The sequence below is a fragment of the Leptonema illini DSM 21528 genome, from assembly GCF_000243335.1.
Classification (GTDB): Bacteria; Spirochaetota; Leptospiria; order Leptospirales; family Leptonemataceae; genus Leptonema; species Leptonema illini.
Genome location: NZ_JH597773.1, coordinates 2,057,902 through 2,075,172, shown reverse-complemented (window position 1 = coordinate 2,075,172; position 17,271 = coordinate 2,057,902). Strand labels below are relative to the sequence as shown.

Sequence of the window (17,271 nt, the reverse complement as noted above, 5' to 3'; positions counted from 1 at the left end):
GTGTGAAGCCGTCGAATGCAATCGACGGGAATCGTTCAGTCCGATCAAATACCTGTATCCATATCAAAAATATATGAATTAAAAGCAATCACTTTTCGCTTCTTTTTCCGGGGATGTCATTCCCACTTCTGCCGGTCGCCGTCTGCTGTCGTCGTTTGCGGGCTCGCTCTCGCAAGCGACGCCTCTCTGATCGTTGCCGGGGAAGCCACAGCAACAGAATCAAGGCCAGTGCTGTGGGCCGAAAGAGCTCTCCTATCAGGAATTCCATCTGCCCTGAAAAGAAAGGATAAAGGAGTAGAATGCCCGCCACAAAGAGTAAGAGCGCATAGACGGCCCGGCCGCGATGTCGGCTCAGCGTCAGATGAAATAGCAGGGGGATCAGCCGGAATTCGGCGGCCAGCCCGCTGAACACCGATAGAACGGTAGCAGGCAGTCCGACGGCAAGGGCCGTAGCATACGAGAGCTGAGAAAACCTTGAGCGGCTGAGCTGCTCGCCTCGCAGAAGAAGAATCAGGGCGTACTGGACTGTGGCATCGACCAGAAACCAGGCGGCGAGCGGAAAGGAAAAGGGCATCTGACCCAGCCACCACCGCACGCCCATATAGCTCAGCGGAACAAGTAAAGATACGGTCGTCGTCAGCTGAAGCCGGTCTTCTATGCGCATAGGATCACGGCCGTTTGCCGGCCGGCACCGTTCCGGCATACACGGCTTCGGCGCCCGCTTTCTTCATGAGATCGATGATTTCGACAACGCTGCCGTAGGGCGCCCTGCTATCGGCATTCAAAAGAATACGCTTTCGCGCCGGCTCGGGTAGAGCCGAGAGCTGCTTCTGAAGATCAGCGCGCTCGGTTTCTTTGCCGTTTACGTAGATCACGCCGTCCTGATCGAGACCGACCGTCATATCGAACTGGCCGCGGCCCGTCTGTCCCGGCGCTCCAGGCAGCTGAATCTTGAAAGACGAAAGGATCATGCCCGGCGCCGAGATCATAAAGACGATGAGCAAAACGAGGATGACGTCGGTGAACGGAGTAATGTTAATATTCCCCTGAAGCTCGGAGCGTCGTGATCCTTTCTGTGATCCGATGATCATATTACCTCTGCTTCCACAGCTGTTCTTTCAGGCGGACGGCAAGAATCTCAAGCTCGGATTGTGTGGAGTCGATGCGCTTGCGAAAGTAGTTGTAGGCGGCGCTTGATGGGATGGCGACGATCAGGCCGGCGGCGGTGGCTACAAGCGCCTCGGCGATGCCGGCGTTCAGATCAGACATGCTCGCCTCGCCGAGATTCAAAAATGAGCGGATGATGCCAAAGACCGTTCCAAGAAGGCCTAAGAATGGGGCGACCGCTCCCATCGTTGCCAGATAATTCAAGAAACGTTCCAGTTGCGGAAGCTGCTGCTGTATCGAGCGAGCCCCCGTTTCATCGAAAAACTCCTTCCAGGCGCCGAAGTCGTTCCCGCTTCCGCTTTTCTGCCAGTCCGTATGAAAAAGGAGAATCTGCTGCACGACAAACCGCGCGGGGCTTGTCGGCTGTGCATACTTCTGTAGAATCCAGTCGTATTTCTTCGCCAGCAGATCGCTCTGTATCTCGGCCCATACCTGTTCTGAGTCGGATTTCAACGATTGAAAGAAGCGCAGTCGTTCGGCGATCATGGCGAGGGCGACGACGAAGCAGAGCAGAAGAAAGATGACAAGAGGACCTCCCGCTTGAAGGAACATGGCGGGCGAGAAGGCATTCATGGATCAACGATCAAATCCGTCGAGATGGAGATCAAGTACAATCGCTGTCGCGTATATTTAAAAAGTGTAACAGGGGAATGGATCGGCTCGGTTGAACCAGAATCGTTTATATCTGCCTCGACGGTTACGATCGGCGCATCGCCTCGATCTCCGTTCTGAGAATCTCGCGAACCCTGCCTTCACAGGTGCCACAGACGGTGGAGCAGGATGTTTTCTCCTGAAGCTGCTCGAAGGTCGTCGCTCCGTGCCGGATTTCAGATCGGAGCCGCTCGGCCGAAACATGCCGGCACAGACAGACCATCGGCGGTCTCATCCATTGAAAGACTTTCGGATCGATTTCATTCATCTCATGTTCCGGTTCAATGCAGCTATGCCTGGCTCTTTGCCTTCGCCGCTGGAAGCGCCTTGTACAATAAAAAGGCGCATGCCTTTGCAGACACGCGCCTTTCTCTTTTTCTGGAGCTCAGCGAATCAACGGAATTCCTGGCTCATCACGTCGGACTTGTTCACTCGACGAACACCCTGCGGGCTGTGGATCACAAGAACGTCGCCGGTTTGTGCGATGACGGCTCCGGTGATCTGGCTTCCATCAAGCAGTGTGATCACTTCAAGCTTGTTGTAGTGGCGCTGGATTTCTTTCTCGTCTTTCAGATCGGCCTTCGATGCAGATTCTTCGATCTTCTTCAGAATCTCATCCTGCTTCTGCTGACGGGTTTCTTTCAGCTCACGAACAACAGACTCGTTGCCTTTATCGCCTTCCAGTTTCTCAAGGACGTCGGAGTCGACGACGACAAGGGTTTCCTTCTCGACGATATCCTGGTCAGTGATGCGAGCCTCAGAGGTGATGACCGTTTTCTCGGCGGGGGCAGCCTGGATTTCAGCTACGACTTTTTCAACCTCTTTGCGAACGGGCTCGATCTGACCCTCGGGAGCTTTCGATGTCAGCTCGTTGACGGCCAGAACCTTTTTCTCGACGTCAGGATTCAGGCGACCTTCGCTTTTCTCTTCGATGATGACCTCTCTGCTCTGCAGTTCTGCCATCTTCTTCAGAGCCGGATCTTTCTCAATCTGCTCGGGAGTCGCCGATTCAAGAACCTCGATGCGAGGAGCCATAGCCACTTTACCGTCGATGACCTTCACGCTTGATGTGCGCTCGAACGGATCCACCTCAACGGAGAAGGACGTTCCGCGCACACCGGCGATCGCCGTCGGAGTGGCTACGTTGAAGCCTTCGTTCGCCGAAGCCTTCTTCACGTTGGCAAGCATGCCGCCATGCTCCATATCGATGCGCGTTTCGCCGCCGTCTTTGCCGGCGATTTTCGAAACGGTCAGTGATGTCATCTCACGAACGCGTACGGCGCTACCGGTGCGGGTTTGCAGGTCGACCGTGCCATTTTCGGTACGGATCAGATCCTTTTCATATACGATCATTCCGATGGCGGCCGCTACTTCCTTGCCGTCACGGACGATTTTCACATCTCCACTGGTGAAGGTGATCACCATGGAAAGAGGCTGTTCTGCATTCGACTTCTCCTTGCACGCCGTCATGGCGAGAATGAGCGTCAGAGCCGCGATTGAGCCGGCATATGCGAGAAAAGCTTTTTTGTTCTCGTTCCTTCTCATATTCATCTCCTTTCTTACATATCTTCCGGCAGCGCCGGCTATAAGTACCATCGAATCATCTCGAAAACAGGTCCAGTCTCTATTCTCGCTGGAATCGAACTTCCTGAAGCTCTTCGATCGGAACGGCGATCACACCTTCCGTCGTATGCAGGATCAGGGTTCGATCTACCTGTGCGGCCACTACGCCTTTCAGGACGCGACCGTCAGTCATATAAAGTATCTCAAGTGGCCGACTGTAGATCTTTTCGATCTGCCCTTCATCGGCCGTTGCATGCATCCCCTCGACCTGCTTCAGGACCTCGGGGTTCCATAGATCTCGCTGGCGATCCAGCTCATTATAGATGACAAGGTCAACCGTAGTGTTTGCGCGTTTTTTTTCAATATTTTTTATGTCGGCTGTGATTTCGGTTTCCTCACCGGTGCTCAGAATGACGCTCAGGGGCTCATCGGTCCTGATATCGGTCGCTTCAACGCTTCCTTCGGTCACCCGGACGACGGTGCCCGTTTCCCCATTCTCTACGGCAAATCGAGTTCCACGCACGCTTGCAATGGCCGTCGGCGTCTGAATGCTGTATTCCTGCCTGTTAGTTGACGGAACAACACTGTGGTAGGTTGATCCTTTTTTCTGTTCGAGTGCGATTCTTCTGTTCAGGGAGAGCAGGCGGATCTCGGCCTCGCCCTGGATCTGCATGAGGCTACCGTCGGGCATGCGTAGATCGAGTCGAGCCCCGGTCATAACAGTGATTCGATCGTTTCGCAGTAGCTGAAACCCCGGCGTCAGCTGCAGGGCTTGATCCTGCCGGTTCAGGGCAACATCACCCTTCTTAAAGAGAACGATGGCAGGGCTGTCGGGTCCGGCCGGATCTTCCCTGGGAATCAAGAAGAAGGCCGACAGAGCAACAAGCAGAAGGGCGGCGGTGGACAGAATGGAAACAGAAAGAGACTTCTTCGAAAAAGCGAACAGTGAAAGAGTCGGTAACAGACGCTGCCCGGGAAGTACAGGCACAACACGAGTCGGTTCGGCCGTAAGCCACTCGTCCTGAAACGGACCCGGATCAAGCGGCAGGCGTTTCATCGCCCGAAGCGTCCGTTCGTCCAAATGTTCTGTCGAATCACGGCTCATGTATGATGGCTCCGACTGTTCAATTGGACCACAAGCAGACGGCATTTCTTTGCAGAGTTTTTCATCGCCCCTCCCTTTTTTTGAGGAGAGACATGAGTTTAGAGGCGCTGCGATCCAGACGTCTGCTTACCGTTGAGATAGACATATCCATCGCACCGGCAATCTCTTCGAGCTTCATGCCGTGAGCATGACGCATCTGTAGAATGGAGCGATCCTGCTCGTCGAGCTCGGCGAGCACCTCCTGTAAGACCTCTTCGCGCAGCTCGGCATCCAGCTGATGCAAGACGCTTTCTTCCGTTGAAAGGGGAGAAGAAGGAACAAATTCGCCGGCATCCGGTGAGCTTACCTCAAGCCTCACGCGACTCGACCGAGTGTAATTGATGAGCAGATTGCGGGCCGTGCGAAAAAGATACATGCGACAGGCAGTCGTTTCGGGCAGCTCTTTTTCCCGAAAGATGCGAATGAAGTTGAGAAAGGCGTCTTGAAGCAGATCACGCGCCACCGATTCCTGACGCAAGGACCGCATCAGATAAGCAAGCAGATCGCGAGCGTTTTCGTCGTAGATTCGCTGGAAGGATTCTCTTTTATCAGCGTTCATTCGGGTTTCTACAGAGATCGCGCGACAGCTTCCATTCTGGCGTAAATCGGTTGCTGCGGGAGTTGTTTCAAAATGGGACACCCTCCATGCAGATCTTTCCTTTCAGCATGCGAAATATGCATATCTGTTAGGGTAACCTATGAATTGAGCAAAAAAACTCCAGGCCGCGCTATCAATTCGATCGGTGACGGACATAGAATTGTATGTCCAGCCAGAAAATCCATCCTTTTCAGTGTGGACTTTTCTTTATTGCTTTTTTTTCTATAGCGGTCTTCTGTCCGTTGCATGGCGATCCAGTCGATAGACGCGTTGGCGTTCAGGGAAGCGGCTGGGCAGAAGGCGGCTTTTCGGGGCCGCTCTGGATCCAGATAGGAAAGGACGAGCAATCCGAAAGAAGTGGTGCGATTCTGGAGTGGCAGGAGCGAAACGTTCACCTCTCCGGAGTCTTTAAAAACGATGTCTTCGAGGTGTATGGCGGGCGACGTGAGTTGCCGGGAAAAACATCGTTTTATGCAGACAGTGAACATCCGCCCGGATTTTTACCGCCGCGCAGACGTGACGATCTGCTTTTTGTCAGGCCGTTGCCGCATTGGCTGCTACCCGGCCTCTTCTCGGCTAAACATTTATCCGGACCTGGATTCTATGTCAGTTTTCAGAATGCGTTTTTCTTCGCCTATCATCCATCCGTGAAAGTCTGGGGCATCACCGTTCGTTCGACATCTCAGCGTACAGCCTGCATTTTTGATTTCGAAGGAGAGAAGAAAGAATTCCAGGGATACGCGTCGTTTCGCTGGACGGCAGAGGGCATGACGCAGCGATCTGAACGGGAAGATGTGAGCGACGATGGGAGGACATTCTTCAAGCTCGAAGCGGAGCGTCGACCGTACTGGGATCGCTTTCGGTACCGGGAAGAGCGTTATGATGAACCCGAGAACAGTTCACTCGAACGTGATGAAACCGATCGTAGCCTTGATGTCTCTGATCGCAGTATCGTAAACGATCGCCGATACAGATCCTTTTCGTCAGTAGCAAGTGGTGCCGTCGGTCCTCTATTCATGCTGGCCGGTGGAATGGATCGCGGCGACGTCGCCTTTCGAATCGTCACGCTCGGGCGTAACGTTCCAGCTGAGCCGGGATGGTATGGACTCGTGGAAGCGTCGACGTTGCAGATGCAGCTCTACAGAGAGGATCTCATGTACGTCGAGCGTCGCCTCGGCATCGGTCTTGCGCGAAGAAGTCGTCTGTCGCTTTTCGAGAGCATCGTCAGAGCCGGTGACTCCCCTTCTATCGGATTGGAGCTACGTGGAAGCTTTCGTTCTGAAGCGGTGACGATGCAACCCGTACTTATTTTAAGCAGCAGCGAACGCGTTGACACCTTCGAATATCTCTCTGGCGTCAGCGAGGCAGAGAGGCAGTCTCGCTTTATCGAGCGAGCGCGTTATGCATTCGGTTTGCGACTCAAGTCTGATAGCGTACGCACCGTTCTGCTTTTCACAGGCCGGCGCACCGAAAAAGGCTCCATAAAAGAGTGGGGCTACCTGAGACTCGAATATCAGAAGCGATTCTGAGGCAGTGGCCGATACCGGCAGGTATTCTTTATATGCGATATTCCTGTATCAGATGAATCAGGAACGAGATCAATCCTGAAACGATGTACATGATGATCATCGCAAAGACGGCGGCGGCGGCATACTGCGTTCCGAAGCGAAACAAAAGAAATGCAACCAGACCGATCGCAAAGGCAAGAAGCAGCGAGCCGCGAAACAGCGAAAACTTGCGAAAGAGCGCCACCTGCACTTTTGAATAACGGATCGTGCTGACCATCAGATAGGCGGTGACGATATAGATCACAAGAAGAACGGCATCGGGCAGAACGATGGCATCCTGAAAGGCAAGCGGCATCAGGGCGACGATCATGCCTCCGACGGGAGAGGGAACGCCCTGAAAGACACCCGGCTCATGGGATACGTTGAATCGCGCCAGACGGAAGGCAACGGCAGCCGGATACAGGCCGGCAATCAACATACCCAGAGGAAGCGTGATTGAATCGTTCAGCGCCACGTTGAAGTCGGCAAGAAGCAGCGAATAGACGAGGATGCCCGGGGCGATTCCAAACGTCGTCAGATCGGCGAGGCTGTCGAGCTGCGCCCCGACTTCGGACTGGGCGTCAAGCAGCCGGGCCATGAAGCCGTCGAGGCCGTCCAGCAGCGCGGCGAGCATGATCATCGTCCCCGATATGGCAAGATAACGCGGATCACCAGGCACCTGAAGAGAGATGATGCAGGAAAAGAATCCAAGCCAGAGGTTGCCGAGTGTGAAGAGATTCGGAACCCATGCAAGACGTTTTTTGATATTTATACCCATGATCTACCTGTAGAATACCTGATACGCTGCGACGGCCATCCTGGCGAGCCACAGGTCACCGTGTTTTTTATTTTTTGAGAATTCGTGTCAAATTTTTCCGGGGCGACGCATCCTTCATCCCTATTTTGCCCGTGCAGGGGATTACGGTTTCGTGGCATTCGCATGTTCGGCATAAGCCATGCGGACGGAGCTGACGGGAAAGTCGGCAGGATCCCGTATTCCGGCCTCGAAAAGATACTGACCCAGCGAGGCTACCATGGCTGCATTGTCGGTACACAGAGCTTTCGATACGGGATATTTCAGGCTGATCGCATGCTTCTCGGCAAAACGATCCAGGCGGTGACGCAGCGTCTGATTGGCCAGCACGCCACCCGAGGCCTCGATGTGCTGTACGTTCTCGCGTCGCAGCGCTCGTAAAAGCATGCGTTCGACAAGGTCGAATGCCGTTTCCTGAAAGTGATAGGCGATCTTTTCTTTTTGCTCCCCTCTCTTTGCGGCAAGCAGTACGGCCGTCTTAATGCCCGAAAAGGAGAACGAGATCTCGTCAGGCGGCAGGTCTTTCAGTATTGCGGGAAAGAAACGCTCTTTGCCGGCCGGAGCGTACTGCGACGCAGCGCGCTCGATATGCGGCCCTCCTGGATAACCCAGACCGAGTACATTTGAGGCTTTATCAAAGGCCTCGCCAAGTGCGTCGTCGCGCGTGTCGGCAAGCTTGATCAACCGACCCGGTCCTTCGACTCGAAAGACCGCTGAGTTGCCACCCGAGAGCAGCAGGCCAAGAAACGGATACGAAGGCCTTTCACGTCGTTCGAGAAAGCCGGCGTAAAAATGGGCCTCCACATGATCGACGGTGACGATGGGCAATCCGTGCACGAGATGCAGGCAGCGAGCAAGTTGCGCGCCGATCATGAGTGAGCCGACAAGGCCGGGCCGAGTCGTTACCGCCACATAATCAAAAGAGGCGATGTCGCGGCCCGATTCGGCGATGGCTCGATCGTAGAGTTCGTTGATCTTCAAGAGATGCGAACGACTGGCGATCTCGGGCACTACGCCGAGATAGGGCGTATGTTCTTTGATCTGCGAGTAGATCTGATTCGAGAGGATGGTGCCGTCTTCTACGATGGCAACGGACGTTTCATCGCAGGAGCTTTCGATGCCGATGCCGATCATTTCTTCGCGGCGGGGACGCCTTTCAGAGCATCATAGAAGGGACGGTCTTTCTCTTTGAGCATCTCAAGCAATGGATCACATCTGACGCGATTCTGTTCGCAGCTGAGAAGGAACAGCTCCAAATCGCTTTTCGACTGTAACTCGGGCCTGAAGGCGGCCTGAAAGCGCATCTGTAAAAAGTGTTCCTTTACTCTGACCAGGTCGGATTCTTCGGGGCGGGCCTTACATCCGATGAGAAGAATACTGAGCAGGCTCAGCAGGCTGATGAGAAGAAGTCTAATGTTCACGTATAACCTCGGCAATGTCTTTAATATGGCGAACGGGAAGGATATCGGCCTCTTCGATTTTCGCCTCTTCCTGCTGCGTTTCGCAGAGGCAGAAGCGGCGGAATCCGAGGTTTTTCAGTTCACGGATGCGGGCAAGGATACCGGGCGCCGGTCTGATCTCGCCGGAAAGGCCGATCTCGCCGACGAAGGCCATGCCGTCGGGAGCAGGCTTTTCGGTATAAGAAGAGAGAATGGCGGCGCCGATCGCAAGATCAAGGGCGGGCTCATGGGCCGTTAACCCTCCGGCAAGGTTGGCGAAGATATCCTGATCGGCAAGGTTCAGCTTCATGTATTTTTCAAGCACGGCGGAGAGCAGCATCAGGCGACGGTTATCAAGACCCTCGGCCATACGCCGAGCCGGACCGTAGGCGGTGCGGGAGACAAGGGCCTGTACCTCGACTCCGATGGAACGCGATCCTTCGATGATGGCCGAGAAGACGCAGCCCGGCGCTCCGCGGCCTGTTGTTTCGCGCGGCAGGGAGGATAGGGCGCGCAGACCCGTGCCCGTCATCTCGAAAAGCGCCACTTCACCGATGTTGCCGAAACGATTCTTAACGGCTCTGAGGATACGGTAATGATTGAGACGGTCACTTTCGAAATAAAGAACGGCGTCGACCATATGTTCAAGAAGCATCGGTCCGGCGATCGAACCTTCTTTCGTGATATGGCCCGTAACAAGAATGGGGATGTGCGACACCTTCGCCGTTTCCATCAGCCCGAAGGCCGCCGCACGCAGCTGTGAAACCGAGCCGGGCAGGCCGCCGGGCTCGCCGGCCTGAAGCGTTTGAATCGAATCGATGACGGCAAGGTCGGGGCGCTCTTTCATGATGCGCCCGCAAACGGCATCAAGTACCGATTCGCGCGACACAAGGATGCGCGTGCCGTCGATCTGCATGCGATTGGCGCGAATCTTGATCTGTCCGGGAGATTCCTCTCCCGAGAAATACAGGATGCGCCCGGCGAAAGTGCGGGCGATTTCAAGAAGCAGCGTCGATTTACCGACGCCGGGTTCCCCGCCGATTAAAAGAAACGAACCGGGCACAAGGCCGCCGCCGAGAACAAGATCAAAGTCGTCGATGCCGCTGCGAATGCGTCTGCTGTCTTCTTCGTTAACCTGGCTGAGCGTGGGCAGAGGTTGCATGTCGGCGCTCATGCGACTGCGTGTGGCCGTCACGGTCGTCTCTTCTTTTTCGACGATCGTATTCCACTCGCCGCAGGCCGGACACTTACCCGCCCAGCGCGAGAATCGCTCGTTACAGGCCGAGCATTCGTAAACGGTGCGGGACTTCTTCGCCATCTACGCCATGCTCCCTTTCTGGTATAAGAATACGTTCACGTCTTCAGTATCCACCAATGAACACGTATCAGTATCCATCGCCGACTTCGAGGTTGTCAAACCGAAAGATCTCAGGGCGATAGGCGACCTTGAAACTGCCCTGCGGACCGTTACGGTGTTTGGCGACGATAATCTCGGCGCGTCCGCGGTTCTCAAGCGCCTCGGGGCTGTCGGGATCGGCGAACTGTTCCCTGTGTATGAAGAGAACCATGTCGGCATCCTGTTCGATGGCGCCCGATTCGCGAAGATCCGAAAGCTGCGGCCTGGCGGAGTCGCCGCGACGCTGCTCGACCGACCGGTTCATCTGCGAGAGGGCGAGGATGGGCAGCTCGGTTTTCATCGCAAGCTGCTTCAGGCTTCGCGAGACGGCCGCGACCTCGTTCTGACGTCCGAACTTGCGGCTTTCGGTGTCGCTCATCAGCTGCAGGTAGTCGATGACGACGAGGCCTGGCGGATAACCTTTTTTCTTCAGTTCGATGTCGAGTTTGCGTGTGCGCGAGATGCAATCCCAGATGTCGAGCGTTCCGGAGTCGTCGATATAGATCGGAGCGGCAAAGATGCGTGCGATGGCTTCTTTGATCGGCCCCTGTTTATTCGCCGGTATATGCCCGCGCTTCAGATCGGAGTGATTGATCTGCGCTTCTGCCGAAAGGATACGCAGGATGAGTTCGAGCTTGCTCATCTCAAGCGAATAGATCATTACGGGGCGGTTCTGATGCACGGCGATGTTCGTCGCCATATTCATCGCAAAGGTTGACTTTCCCATACCCGGACGTGCGGCGAGAATCAGAAGTTCGCCGCCGCGAAGACCCGACGTTAACGTATCGAACTGTTCGAAGCGGGTAGGCGTGCCCGTCATTCCGCCTTTGGCGTCGACGAGCTTTGCAATATAATCTACGAAATCCTGCTTGTAATGATCGATGGACTGGATGCCGTGTGTCGACGCTCGGTTCGTGATACGAAGCAGCTCTTCTTCTACATGCTTGAGAAAGGTGCCTTCGTTCTCCTGCGGCTCCTGCGCCTCTTTGCCGAGCTCGTTCAGCTTCTCGATGAGGCTGCGTCGGATGGCAAGGTTATGCACGCGCTGCGCATGGTAGGTGGCGTTCGAAGGGGCGATGGCCTGGTCGACCAGCCGCATGATGTAGGCGGCGCCGCCGGCCGATTCGAGCTGCTTGCGGTCTGAGAAATACTGAACAAGACGAAGCGGCTCGATCTCAGTCGACTCGGTTCGCGAAAGCATCTCTATCGTTTCGAAAAGGATGCGATGATGCTGAAGAAAGAAATCTTCTTTATGGATGATATTCGAGATGGGCACGATGAGATCGGGCCGCACCATGAGAGAGCCCAGGATCTGCTGTTCGGCGTCGACATCGGCTGGAAGCTGAGCGTTCATCCGGTTTCATCAATTTCAATGGCTTCGACTCGTAAAGTAGAAGGATCATCGAGAGATAAAAAAAAGCAGGCTCAGAGCAGAGAGCGAACAGCCGAAGAAGGGGAGACACGGAGGCACTGAGCAGATCCGCTGCGTCATCAAAAGGCCGAAGAGGGGAACCACGGAGACACGGAGGAAATCCAGGGAGGAAGGGGAACCACGGAGACACGGAGGAAATCCAGGGAGGAAGGGGAACCATGAAGGGCACGGAGAAGTCCTCAGAGACGTCTGATTGAAAGGACCGCATCATTCATGACATCGAATGAACTGGACCGTGAAGTTTCGGCGCTTTCCTGCCCTATGTTATGGTTTTATTTCGCGCTTTTAGCGTTTTTCGTGGACAAAAAATCTTCTCCTCCGTGCCTCCGTGGTTTAACGGCTTTATGGTTTTTTCGGCGCAGACGAAAAAAGCCCGGCATGGGCCGGGCTCTTTTTACAGCTTGTAGCTATGAGGTGCACCCTTATTCGGCCGTGGCCTCTTCCGGAGCTTCTGTAACTTCGGCAACAGGAGCCGCTTCGGCTTTTGCCTGTGGCTCGCTATCGGGATGTGCAACCACCTTCACCAGAATGGGAACACGGATGTCGGAAGCAAGGTTGATACGCAGCTTGTGCTCGCCCAGGGCCTTGATCGGATCGCCGGGCTCGATCTTGCGACGATCAACGACGATGGCGCCGGCGCTTTTCTCTTCGATGGCCTTTGCAATCATCGCAGGCGTGATCGAGCCGAATACGCGGTTTTTAGCGCCAACACGGATCTGCATCTCGATTTCAGCGATGGACTTCAGCTTTTCAGAGAGGATGGCCATCTCTTTGCGACGCTTCTCAGTCTTGAGATTGATCAGTCGCTTCTGATGCTGGGCCGCTTTAGCCGTTCCCGCCGTTGCCGGCAGCACGAGCTTGCGAGGGATGAGGAAGTTACGCGCATAGCCGTCGGCTACCTCTTTGATCTCGCCGGCGTCGCCGAGATTCGGAATGTCTTTTTGAAGAATAACTTTCATCGTTCTATCCTTTTACTCTGAATATCCAGTGCTTTCAATACAGGCTAAAGAAACAGTCTGTAGCCTCAGAAGGGAATATCCTCTTCTGTTCCATCGTACCCTGCATCGTAACCGCCATACTGGGCCTCTGCCGGGTCGGGCTGATACGAAGAAGAACGAGCGGGTTGCTGCTGCGGGCGGGATTCCGGAGCCCCACCCTCTGTTCGGCTGCCGAGGAACTGAAAGTTCTCGACGACGATGTCGACTGCGCTCTGATTCTTACCGTCCGGTCCCTGCCAGCGTCGCTGGCGAAGGCGTCCTTCGACGGCGATCTGCTTGCCCTTTCCGGCATAACGATGCAGGATTTCACCCAGTTTGCCCCAGACGGTACAGTTGAAGTAAGAAACCTCTTCAACCGATTCGCCGTTCTGCCGAGTATACGATCGATTGTTCGCTATAGAGAACGAACATACCTGCGACCCGCCCGAAATCGTTTTCAATTCCGGGTCTGCCGTCAGGCGACCGATCAGATATACTCGATTGATATCGTTCATTGTAAGTGGCCGGCTCAGCGAGCCGGGTTCTTAATCATATACTGCAAGATGTTGGTTTTCAGATTGAGCTCTTTCTGCAGAGCATGCGTCTGATTGGGCTCCATCTGGAACTTGTAATAGAAATACAGGCCGGCCTGATGATGGTTGCGCTCATAGTTCAGATGACGACGACCCATGGCTGTTTCGCCCGTGATCTTTGCCTGATGCTCTTCGAGGATCTTCTTGATCTCGCCGTTCGCCTCTTCCTGTTGCAGATCGGGGCGGGTGATCACGGTGATCTCGTAGTTTCTAACGCCTGCGGACATAGCCGTCTCCGGAAAAAAAGAATGAGATTACCAGAAACCGGGCAGGTCGACTACTGTCAATGTCAAAACGATGTACCGGTGAAATCGAGCGCTCTTTCAATAGAAGAATTGCGGTCGAGCTCGAGTATCTGCCTCTGGCGGCTGAGCTGCCGGTTCAGCTTACGCAGCAGCGAACGATAGGTCTCGACGATGCGGGCCTGTTTGTCAAACGGCATCGGATCATCGGCCGAATGCAGCACGGTCAGAAGCTGCGGTTCCCCTGAGAGAACGGGCAGCGGCACGTCATCTATGGCAAGTTCGTTATGCGGCAGGCTTGTCGGATAGCTGCGGAACTCGATCTGTATCGGCGATTGCGCCGCTCCGGCGCCGAACGGGCCCGGATGTCGGATGCGCCGGATCTCGCGCGTATATTCCATGCCGCTGAAGCGCATGCGGTAAAACTGTAACAGAACCTCGCCGAGCTTTCCCTGTTCATCGAGATAGAGATAGGCATGCGCCTTGAACAGAAATCGGTCGGGAGTGGGCTCGGTCGTATAGTTCAGGCCTTCAGTAATGCGCAGGCGAAAATACGTGCGTCCTTTGCTATCGGTGCCTCGCACAAAGGCACGGCGCCGCGAAGGTACAAGCTCGATCGTATCCTGTTTCAGCGTGTCGGCGTCCACCTGGCCTTCACGCGGGTCGGTCGGCCGTGCCGTCGGATCTTTGATCGGGCCTTCTTCGGGCACGGCAAGGGCCTGTAAATCAAAGAGAGTCTGTCCGATTTCTGCATGCAGGCGATCCAGCTCCACGTCGGCAAAGCCCGCCGTGCGGATCTTTTCCTGATTGCGACGCTCCACAAGTCCCTGACGGGCAGAGAGCGAAGAGGCCAGCGAAACCGATATGATAACCGACAAGAGAGCGAAGGCGAAAGGTCGAAACGGGTGGATTCTCATGGTATCTGTCCTCGCTCTTCAAGCAGCTTCAATAGAGCATCTTCGCGCCCCTGCATGATGCGTTCTTCTTCGGCCGATACTTCGTGGTCGTAACCCAGCAGATGAAACAGGCCATGAACGAGCAGTCGGTTCAGTTCATATTCTTCGGAATGGCCGATCTCTGCGCTCTGCTTTCGTGCCGTCTCGACAGAAACGATCAGATCGCCAAGGGGCTGCACGCCATCGGGCGTCGGCATGGGCTCTCCTTCAAACTGCGAGAAGCTGAGCACGTCCGTCGCCTTATCTTTTTCGCGAAACTCCCGGTTGATCTGGCGGATCTCTTCGTCGGTCACAAAAGAGACTGAAAGCTCAAACAGATCGCCCGCTTCTTCCGATTCGGCAATGAAGTCGAGGCAGAGCATCAGGTTGGACTTCAGTCGATCGAGCTGCTCGGTATGCAGCAGGCCGGAGTCGTCAAGCAGGATGCGATGCGTCAGAGGCTTCATTGGAATTGGGGGAATTGGGTTTACTGGATTCATATGATTCGAAGGCGCGCAGGATGCGTTCGACGATGGGGTTCCTGATTATATCTTCGTTCCCGAAGCGTATGATCTGAACCCCCTGCGTATGCTTTAAAATATGCACGAGTCTGACCAGGCCCGAGATTCCGGGCTTCAGGTCGATCTGCGTTACGTCGCCTCCGACGGCCATGCGGGCGTTGCGTCCGATGCGAGTCAGGAACATCTTCAACTGTGGCAGCGTACAGTTCTGAGCCTCGTCGAGCACAATGAAGGCGTCGTTCAGAGTGCGACCGCGCATGAAGGCAAGCGGGGCGATCTCGATGCGGCCGGCCTGGATAAACGATGTTACCTTTTCCATACCGAGACATTCATAGAGAGCGTCATAGATCGGCCGCAGATACGGATCGACCTTTTGAATCATATCGCCCGGTAGAAAGCCCAGCGATTCGCCCGCTTCGACGGCGGGGCGGGTGAGGATGATCTTCTCGATCTCGCCCGACGTCAGAAGCTGACAGGCGACGACGACCGAGAGGAACGTCTTGCCCGTTCCCGCAGGGCCTAACCCGATCGTGACCGGATTGCGCATCAGGGAATCGATATAGTTCGCCTGATTGATCGTCTTCGCGTGAAGCGGCTTGCCTCTGTAGGTCGTGAATACCTTCGCCCGGCTCATCAGCTGCTGCATGGCGTCGGATTCGTCGCCGGTTCGATCTGCCTGCGCTTCATCGGAAGGGTCTGCGCTCTGATCCTGAGCTTCGAACATCAGCGTTTGATCGGCGTCGGAGCTCTGGTATAGCCGGTGCAGATAGCGCGTATCGAAGCTGTCGAGAGAGCGCCGGTCGTGAAATTCCACCAGTCGCTCGAAGAACCGCACCGCTCGATCGATGCGCAATCGTGCAGGGCTACGTACAAGAAAAGACTGTCCTCGTGGAATCAACTCCACATCAAGCATCTCTTCAAGTTCGGTGACGCGTCGGTCCTGGATACCGCAGAGGTTGTGAAAGAGATCGGCGCTTTCAAAGGTGAAGATTTCCTGCATCGCTATTCTTCGGGAGCGCTTTTCTTGATCACAAGCTCGGCCATGATGCGCCGTCGCCGCCCTTCTTCTCCGGAATGGTCCGATATCTCATGCAAGAAAACCCGACCGCCCATCTGCTGCATGGCGCCCTGCACGATCGTCAGGCCCGTTCCCATGCTGAAATCTTCGTCAAAGAAGCGTTCGTCATAGACGTTGTTGAGCTTGTAAAACGGCTCGTAGATCTGATTCTCATAGCCTTCAGGAATGCCCGTCACGCCCCCACCCATAGAGAGGATGTCGTTCAATAGACCGACAAGCACGACGCGCGGCGATTCGAATCGTACGATGTCGATCGTCGAGCCCTCGGGCGAAAACTTGAAGGCGTTGATCAAAAGCTCGCGTATACACAGGCCCAGGGCGTCGGCATTGCCGCTGATCGCGCGCTCGATCGTTAAATCACCCATCTCAATTTTGTGGTTCTTGATAGCCCTGAATTTTTCGACGGCATGAACGGCCTTAACGACGATATCGGGAAAGGCGGAGGGCTCGATCGTTTCGACGGAGTAGTTCAGATCAAGAGCCTTGTTGATCTTTTCCATGTTCTCAAGCCAGCGATGCACGTTATGCACCGAGGTGAGAATGCCGTCGAAATCCTTGCGTGGAACGATGTAAAAGCCGTCTTCTTTTTTCATCTTCATCTCGAGCAATTCCATGCGCGTGATGAGCGAGCCGAGGCCCATGCCCTGCAAGATCGTATTGCGGATGTTTGAGATCAGAGCCCTCGAGTATTTAACCTTATAGGCGTGTTTGTTCTGCTCTTTCCAGATCAGCCATTCGAGCTGATCCTGCACCCGATCCTGATATTCCTGCATGTATTGAAAGAGGGAGTTCTTCTCTTTATAGAAGACCTGAGCCTCGCGCAGATGCGAGAGCAGAATCTTTCCCTCACAGGGGGTTACGATGCCGTCGAAGAAGGATCCGGGCGCAAGTTCTGAAAGGCGTGATTTTTCTTTTTCATCGACAAGGACGACAAGAACGGCATGAGCATCCTGATGATGCAGGGCGCTGATGACCTCCTGTCCGTTTGTACGACCGAGGTTCAGAGCAAAAAGAATGACCTCGGGCCGGTGGTGGGCCTGAAGCTCGAGAGCGATACCGAGGCTGCGCGTGGCGAAGGTCATAAAACCTTCTGTTCGCAGAAAATCGCGGGTCTGCTTCAGCCACTGAATGTCGGGGTGAATCAGAAGGATCTTTTTGCTCGATGCCGACATGA

20 protein-coding genes are annotated in these 17,271 nt (G+C 54.9%); 1 reads left to right on the top strand and 19 read right to left on the bottom strand.

What is annotated here, in order from left to right; all coding sequences use genetic code 11:
• Positions 1-88: 88 nt before the first annotated feature.
• From LEPIL_RS09540 to LEPIL_RS09510, 7 genes are all read right to left on the bottom strand, one after another.
• Entirely contained in the window at positions 89-664 is a 576-nt protein-coding gene (locus tag LEPIL_RS09540) for a hypothetical protein (RefSeq protein WP_002772217.1), read from the bottom strand.
• Between the two features lie 4 nt (positions 665-668).
• Entirely contained in the window at positions 669-1,091 is a 423-nt protein-coding gene (locus tag LEPIL_RS09535; protein WP_002772216.1) for an ExbD/TolR family protein, read from the bottom strand.
• A 1-nt stretch (position 1,092) separates the two neighbouring features.
• Positions 1,093-1,740: a MotA/TolQ/ExbB proton channel family protein gene (locus LEPIL_RS09530; RefSeq protein WP_002772215.1), complete on the bottom strand. Its 648-nt coding sequence runs from the start codon at positions 1,738-1,740 to the stop codon at positions 1,093-1,095.
• 124 nt (positions 1,741-1,864) lie between these two features.
• Positions 1,865-2,086, bottom strand: a complete 222-nt coding sequence (locus LEPIL_RS09525; RefSeq protein WP_002772214.1) for a (2Fe-2S)-binding protein — start codon at positions 2,084-2,086, stop codon at positions 1,865-1,867.
• A gap of 125 nt (positions 2,087-2,211) precedes the next feature.
• Positions 2,212-3,363, bottom strand: coding sequence for a FecR family protein (locus tag LEPIL_RS09520; RefSeq protein ID WP_002772213.1), 1,152 nt, complete (start codon positions 3,361-3,363; stop codon positions 2,212-2,214).
• 79 nt (positions 3,364-3,442) lie between these two features.
• A complete protein-coding gene (locus tag LEPIL_RS09515) occupies positions 3,443-4,438 on the bottom strand; it encodes a FecR family protein (protein WP_040918581.1) in 996 nt (331 codons plus the stop codon).
• Between the two features lie 109 nt (positions 4,439-4,547).
• Positions 4,548-5,084 (bottom strand): RNA polymerase sigma factor, encoded by a 537-nt coding sequence (locus LEPIL_RS09510; RefSeq protein WP_002772211.1) that lies wholly within the window; start codon positions 5,082-5,084, stop codon positions 4,548-4,550.
• A 203-nt stretch (positions 5,085-5,287) separates the two neighbouring features.
• On the opposite strand from LEPIL_RS09510, the gene LEPIL_RS09505 reads away from it, so the two are divergent.
• Positions 5,288-6,652, top strand: a complete 1,365-nt coding sequence (locus LEPIL_RS09505; protein ID WP_002772210.1) for a hypothetical protein — start codon at positions 5,288-5,290, stop codon at positions 6,650-6,652.
• Positions 6,653-6,680: 28 nt separating this feature from the next.
• Here LEPIL_RS09505 and LEPIL_RS09500 read toward each other — a convergent pair whose 3' ends face one another.
• The 12 genes from LEPIL_RS09500 to LEPIL_RS09445 all read right to left on the bottom strand — a co-directional run bounded on the left by LEPIL_RS09500 (position 6,681) and on the right by LEPIL_RS09445 (position 17,269).
• Complete coding sequence (locus tag LEPIL_RS09500) at positions 6,681-7,448, bottom strand: CDP-alcohol phosphatidyltransferase family protein (RefSeq protein ID WP_002772209.1); 768 nt, start codon at positions 7,446-7,448, stop codon at positions 6,681-6,683.
• 141 nt (positions 7,449-7,589) lie between these two features.
• Positions 7,590-8,618 carry a tRNA (adenosine(37)-N6)-threonylcarbamoyltransferase complex transferase subunit TsaD gene (gene tsaD, locus LEPIL_RS09495; RefSeq protein WP_002772208.1) on the bottom strand — a complete coding sequence of 343 codons (1,029 nt, stop codon included), beginning with the start codon at positions 8,616-8,618 and terminating at the stop codon, positions 7,590-7,592.
• Positions 8,615-8,905 (bottom strand): hypothetical protein, encoded by a 291-nt coding sequence (locus LEPIL_RS09490; protein WP_002772206.1) that lies wholly within the window; start codon positions 8,903-8,905, stop codon positions 8,615-8,617. The genes tsaD and LEPIL_RS09490 overlap by 4 nt, the downstream gene beginning before the upstream one ends.
• Positions 8,895-10,241, bottom strand: coding sequence for a DNA repair protein RadA (radA, locus tag LEPIL_RS09485; RefSeq protein WP_002772204.1), 1,347 nt, complete (start codon positions 10,239-10,241; stop codon positions 8,895-8,897). The genes LEPIL_RS09490 and radA overlap by 11 nt, the downstream gene beginning before the upstream one ends.
• 67 nt (positions 10,242-10,308) lie before the next feature.
• A complete protein-coding gene (gene dnaB, locus LEPIL_RS09480) occupies positions 10,309-11,673 on the bottom strand; it encodes a replicative DNA helicase (RefSeq protein WP_002772202.1) in 1,365 nt (454 codons plus the stop codon).
• A 500-nt stretch (positions 11,674-12,173) separates the two neighbouring features.
• Positions 12,174-12,710, bottom strand: a complete 537-nt coding sequence (gene rplI / locus LEPIL_RS09475) for a 50S ribosomal protein L9 (protein WP_002772200.1) — start codon at positions 12,708-12,710, stop codon at positions 12,174-12,176.
• Positions 12,711-12,775: 65 nt separating this feature from the next.
• Positions 12,776-13,243 carry a single-stranded DNA-binding protein gene (locus LEPIL_RS09470; protein ID WP_002772198.1) on the bottom strand — a complete coding sequence of 156 codons (468 nt, stop codon included), beginning with the start codon at positions 13,241-13,243 and terminating at the stop codon, positions 12,776-12,778.
• Between the two features lie 14 nt (positions 13,244-13,257).
• Positions 13,258-13,548 (bottom strand): 30S ribosomal protein S6, encoded by a 291-nt coding sequence (gene rpsF / locus LEPIL_RS09465; RefSeq protein WP_002772197.1) that lies wholly within the window; start codon positions 13,546-13,548, stop codon positions 13,258-13,260.
• A gap of 62 nt (positions 13,549-13,610) precedes the next feature.
• Positions 13,611-14,441 (bottom strand): hypothetical protein, encoded by an 831-nt coding sequence (locus LEPIL_RS09460; protein WP_211208638.1) that lies wholly within the window; start codon positions 14,439-14,441, stop codon positions 13,611-13,613.
• 35 nt (positions 14,442-14,476) lie between these two features.
• Complete coding sequence (gene ybeY / locus LEPIL_RS09455) at positions 14,477-14,965, bottom strand: rRNA maturation RNase YbeY (RefSeq protein WP_002772193.1); 489 nt, start codon at positions 14,963-14,965, stop codon at positions 14,477-14,479.
• Positions 14,934-16,019 carry a PhoH family protein gene (locus tag LEPIL_RS09450; RefSeq protein ID WP_002772192.1) on the bottom strand — a complete coding sequence of 362 codons (1,086 nt, stop codon included), beginning with the start codon at positions 16,017-16,019 and terminating at the stop codon, positions 14,934-14,936. The genes ybeY and LEPIL_RS09450 overlap by 32 nt, the downstream gene beginning before the upstream one ends.
• A 2-nt stretch (positions 16,020-16,021) precedes the next feature.
• The gene (locus tag LEPIL_RS09445; protein ID WP_002772191.1) at positions 16,022-17,269 is read right to left on the bottom strand and encodes an ATP-binding protein; all 1,248 of its coding nucleotides are present in this window, start codon (positions 17,267-17,269) and stop codon (positions 16,022-16,024) included.
• Positions 17,270-17,271: the final 2 nt, after the last annotated feature.

What these genes read in the sequence shown, in the direction of transcription:
- LEPIL_RS09540 (WP_002772217.1), bottom strand. Translation starts at nt 664, where the DNA reads ATGCGCATAGAAGACCGGCTTCAGCTGACGACGACCGTATCTTTACTT.
- LEPIL_RS09535 (WP_002772216.1), bottom strand. Translation starts at nt 1,091, where the DNA reads ATGATCATCGGATCACAGAAAGGATCACGACGCTCCGAGCTTCAGGGG.
- LEPIL_RS09530 (WP_002772215.1), bottom strand. Translation starts at nt 1,740, where the DNA reads ATGAATGCCTTCTCGCCCGCCATGTTCCTTCAAGCGGGAGGTCCTCTT.
- LEPIL_RS09525 (WP_002772214.1), bottom strand. Translation starts at nt 2,086, where the DNA reads ATGAATGAAATCGATCCGAAAGTCTTTCAATGGATGAGACCGCCGATG.
- LEPIL_RS09520 (WP_002772213.1), bottom strand. Translation starts at nt 3,363, where the DNA reads ATGAGAAGGAACGAGAACAAAAAAGCTTTTCTCGCATATGCCGGCTCA.
- LEPIL_RS09515 (WP_040918581.1), bottom strand. Translation starts at nt 4,438, where the DNA reads ATGAAACGCCTGCCGCTTGATCCGGGTCCGTTTCAGGACGAGTGGCTT.
- LEPIL_RS09510 (WP_002772211.1), bottom strand. Translation starts at nt 5,084, where the DNA reads ATGAACGCTGATAAAAGAGAATCCTTCCAGCGAATCTACGACGAAAAC.
- LEPIL_RS09505 (WP_002772210.1), top strand. Translation starts at nt 5,288, where the DNA reads ATGTCCAGCCAGAAAATCCATCCTTTTCAGTGTGGACTTTTCTTTATT.
- LEPIL_RS09500 (WP_002772209.1), bottom strand. Translation starts at nt 7,448, where the DNA reads ATGGGTATAAATATCAAAAAACGTCTTGCATGGGTTCCGAATCTCTTC.
- tsaD (WP_002772208.1), bottom strand. Translation starts at nt 8,618, where the DNA reads ATGATCGGCATCGGCATCGAAAGCTCCTGCGATGAAACGTCCGTTGCC.
- radA (WP_002772204.1), bottom strand. Translation starts at nt 10,241, where the DNA reads ATGGCGAAGAAGTCCCGCACCGTTTACGAATGCTCGGCCTGTAACGAG.
- dnaB (WP_002772202.1), bottom strand. Translation starts at nt 11,673, where the DNA reads ATGAACGCTCAGCTTCCAGCCGATGTCGACGCCGAACAGCAGATCCTG.
- rplI (WP_002772200.1), bottom strand. Translation starts at nt 12,710, where the DNA reads ATGAAAGTTATTCTTCAAAAAGACATTCCGAATCTCGGCGACGCCGGC.
- LEPIL_RS09470 (WP_002772198.1), bottom strand. Translation starts at nt 13,243, where the DNA reads ATGAACGATATCAATCGAGTATATCTGATCGGTCGCCTGACGGCAGAC.
- rpsF (WP_002772197.1), bottom strand. Translation starts at nt 13,548, where the DNA reads ATGTCCGCAGGCGTTAGAAACTACGAGATCACCGTGATCACCCGCCCC.
- ybeY (WP_002772193.1), bottom strand. Translation starts at nt 14,965, where the DNA reads ATGAAGCCTCTGACGCATCGCATCCTGCTTGACGACTCCGGCCTGCTG.
- LEPIL_RS09450 (WP_002772192.1), bottom strand. Translation starts at nt 16,019, where the DNA reads ATGCAGGAAATCTTCACCTTTGAAAGCGCCGATCTCTTTCACAACCTC.
- LEPIL_RS09445 (WP_002772191.1), bottom strand. Translation starts at nt 17,269, where the DNA reads ATGTCGGCATCGAGCAAAAAGATCCTTCTGATTCACCCCGACATTCAG.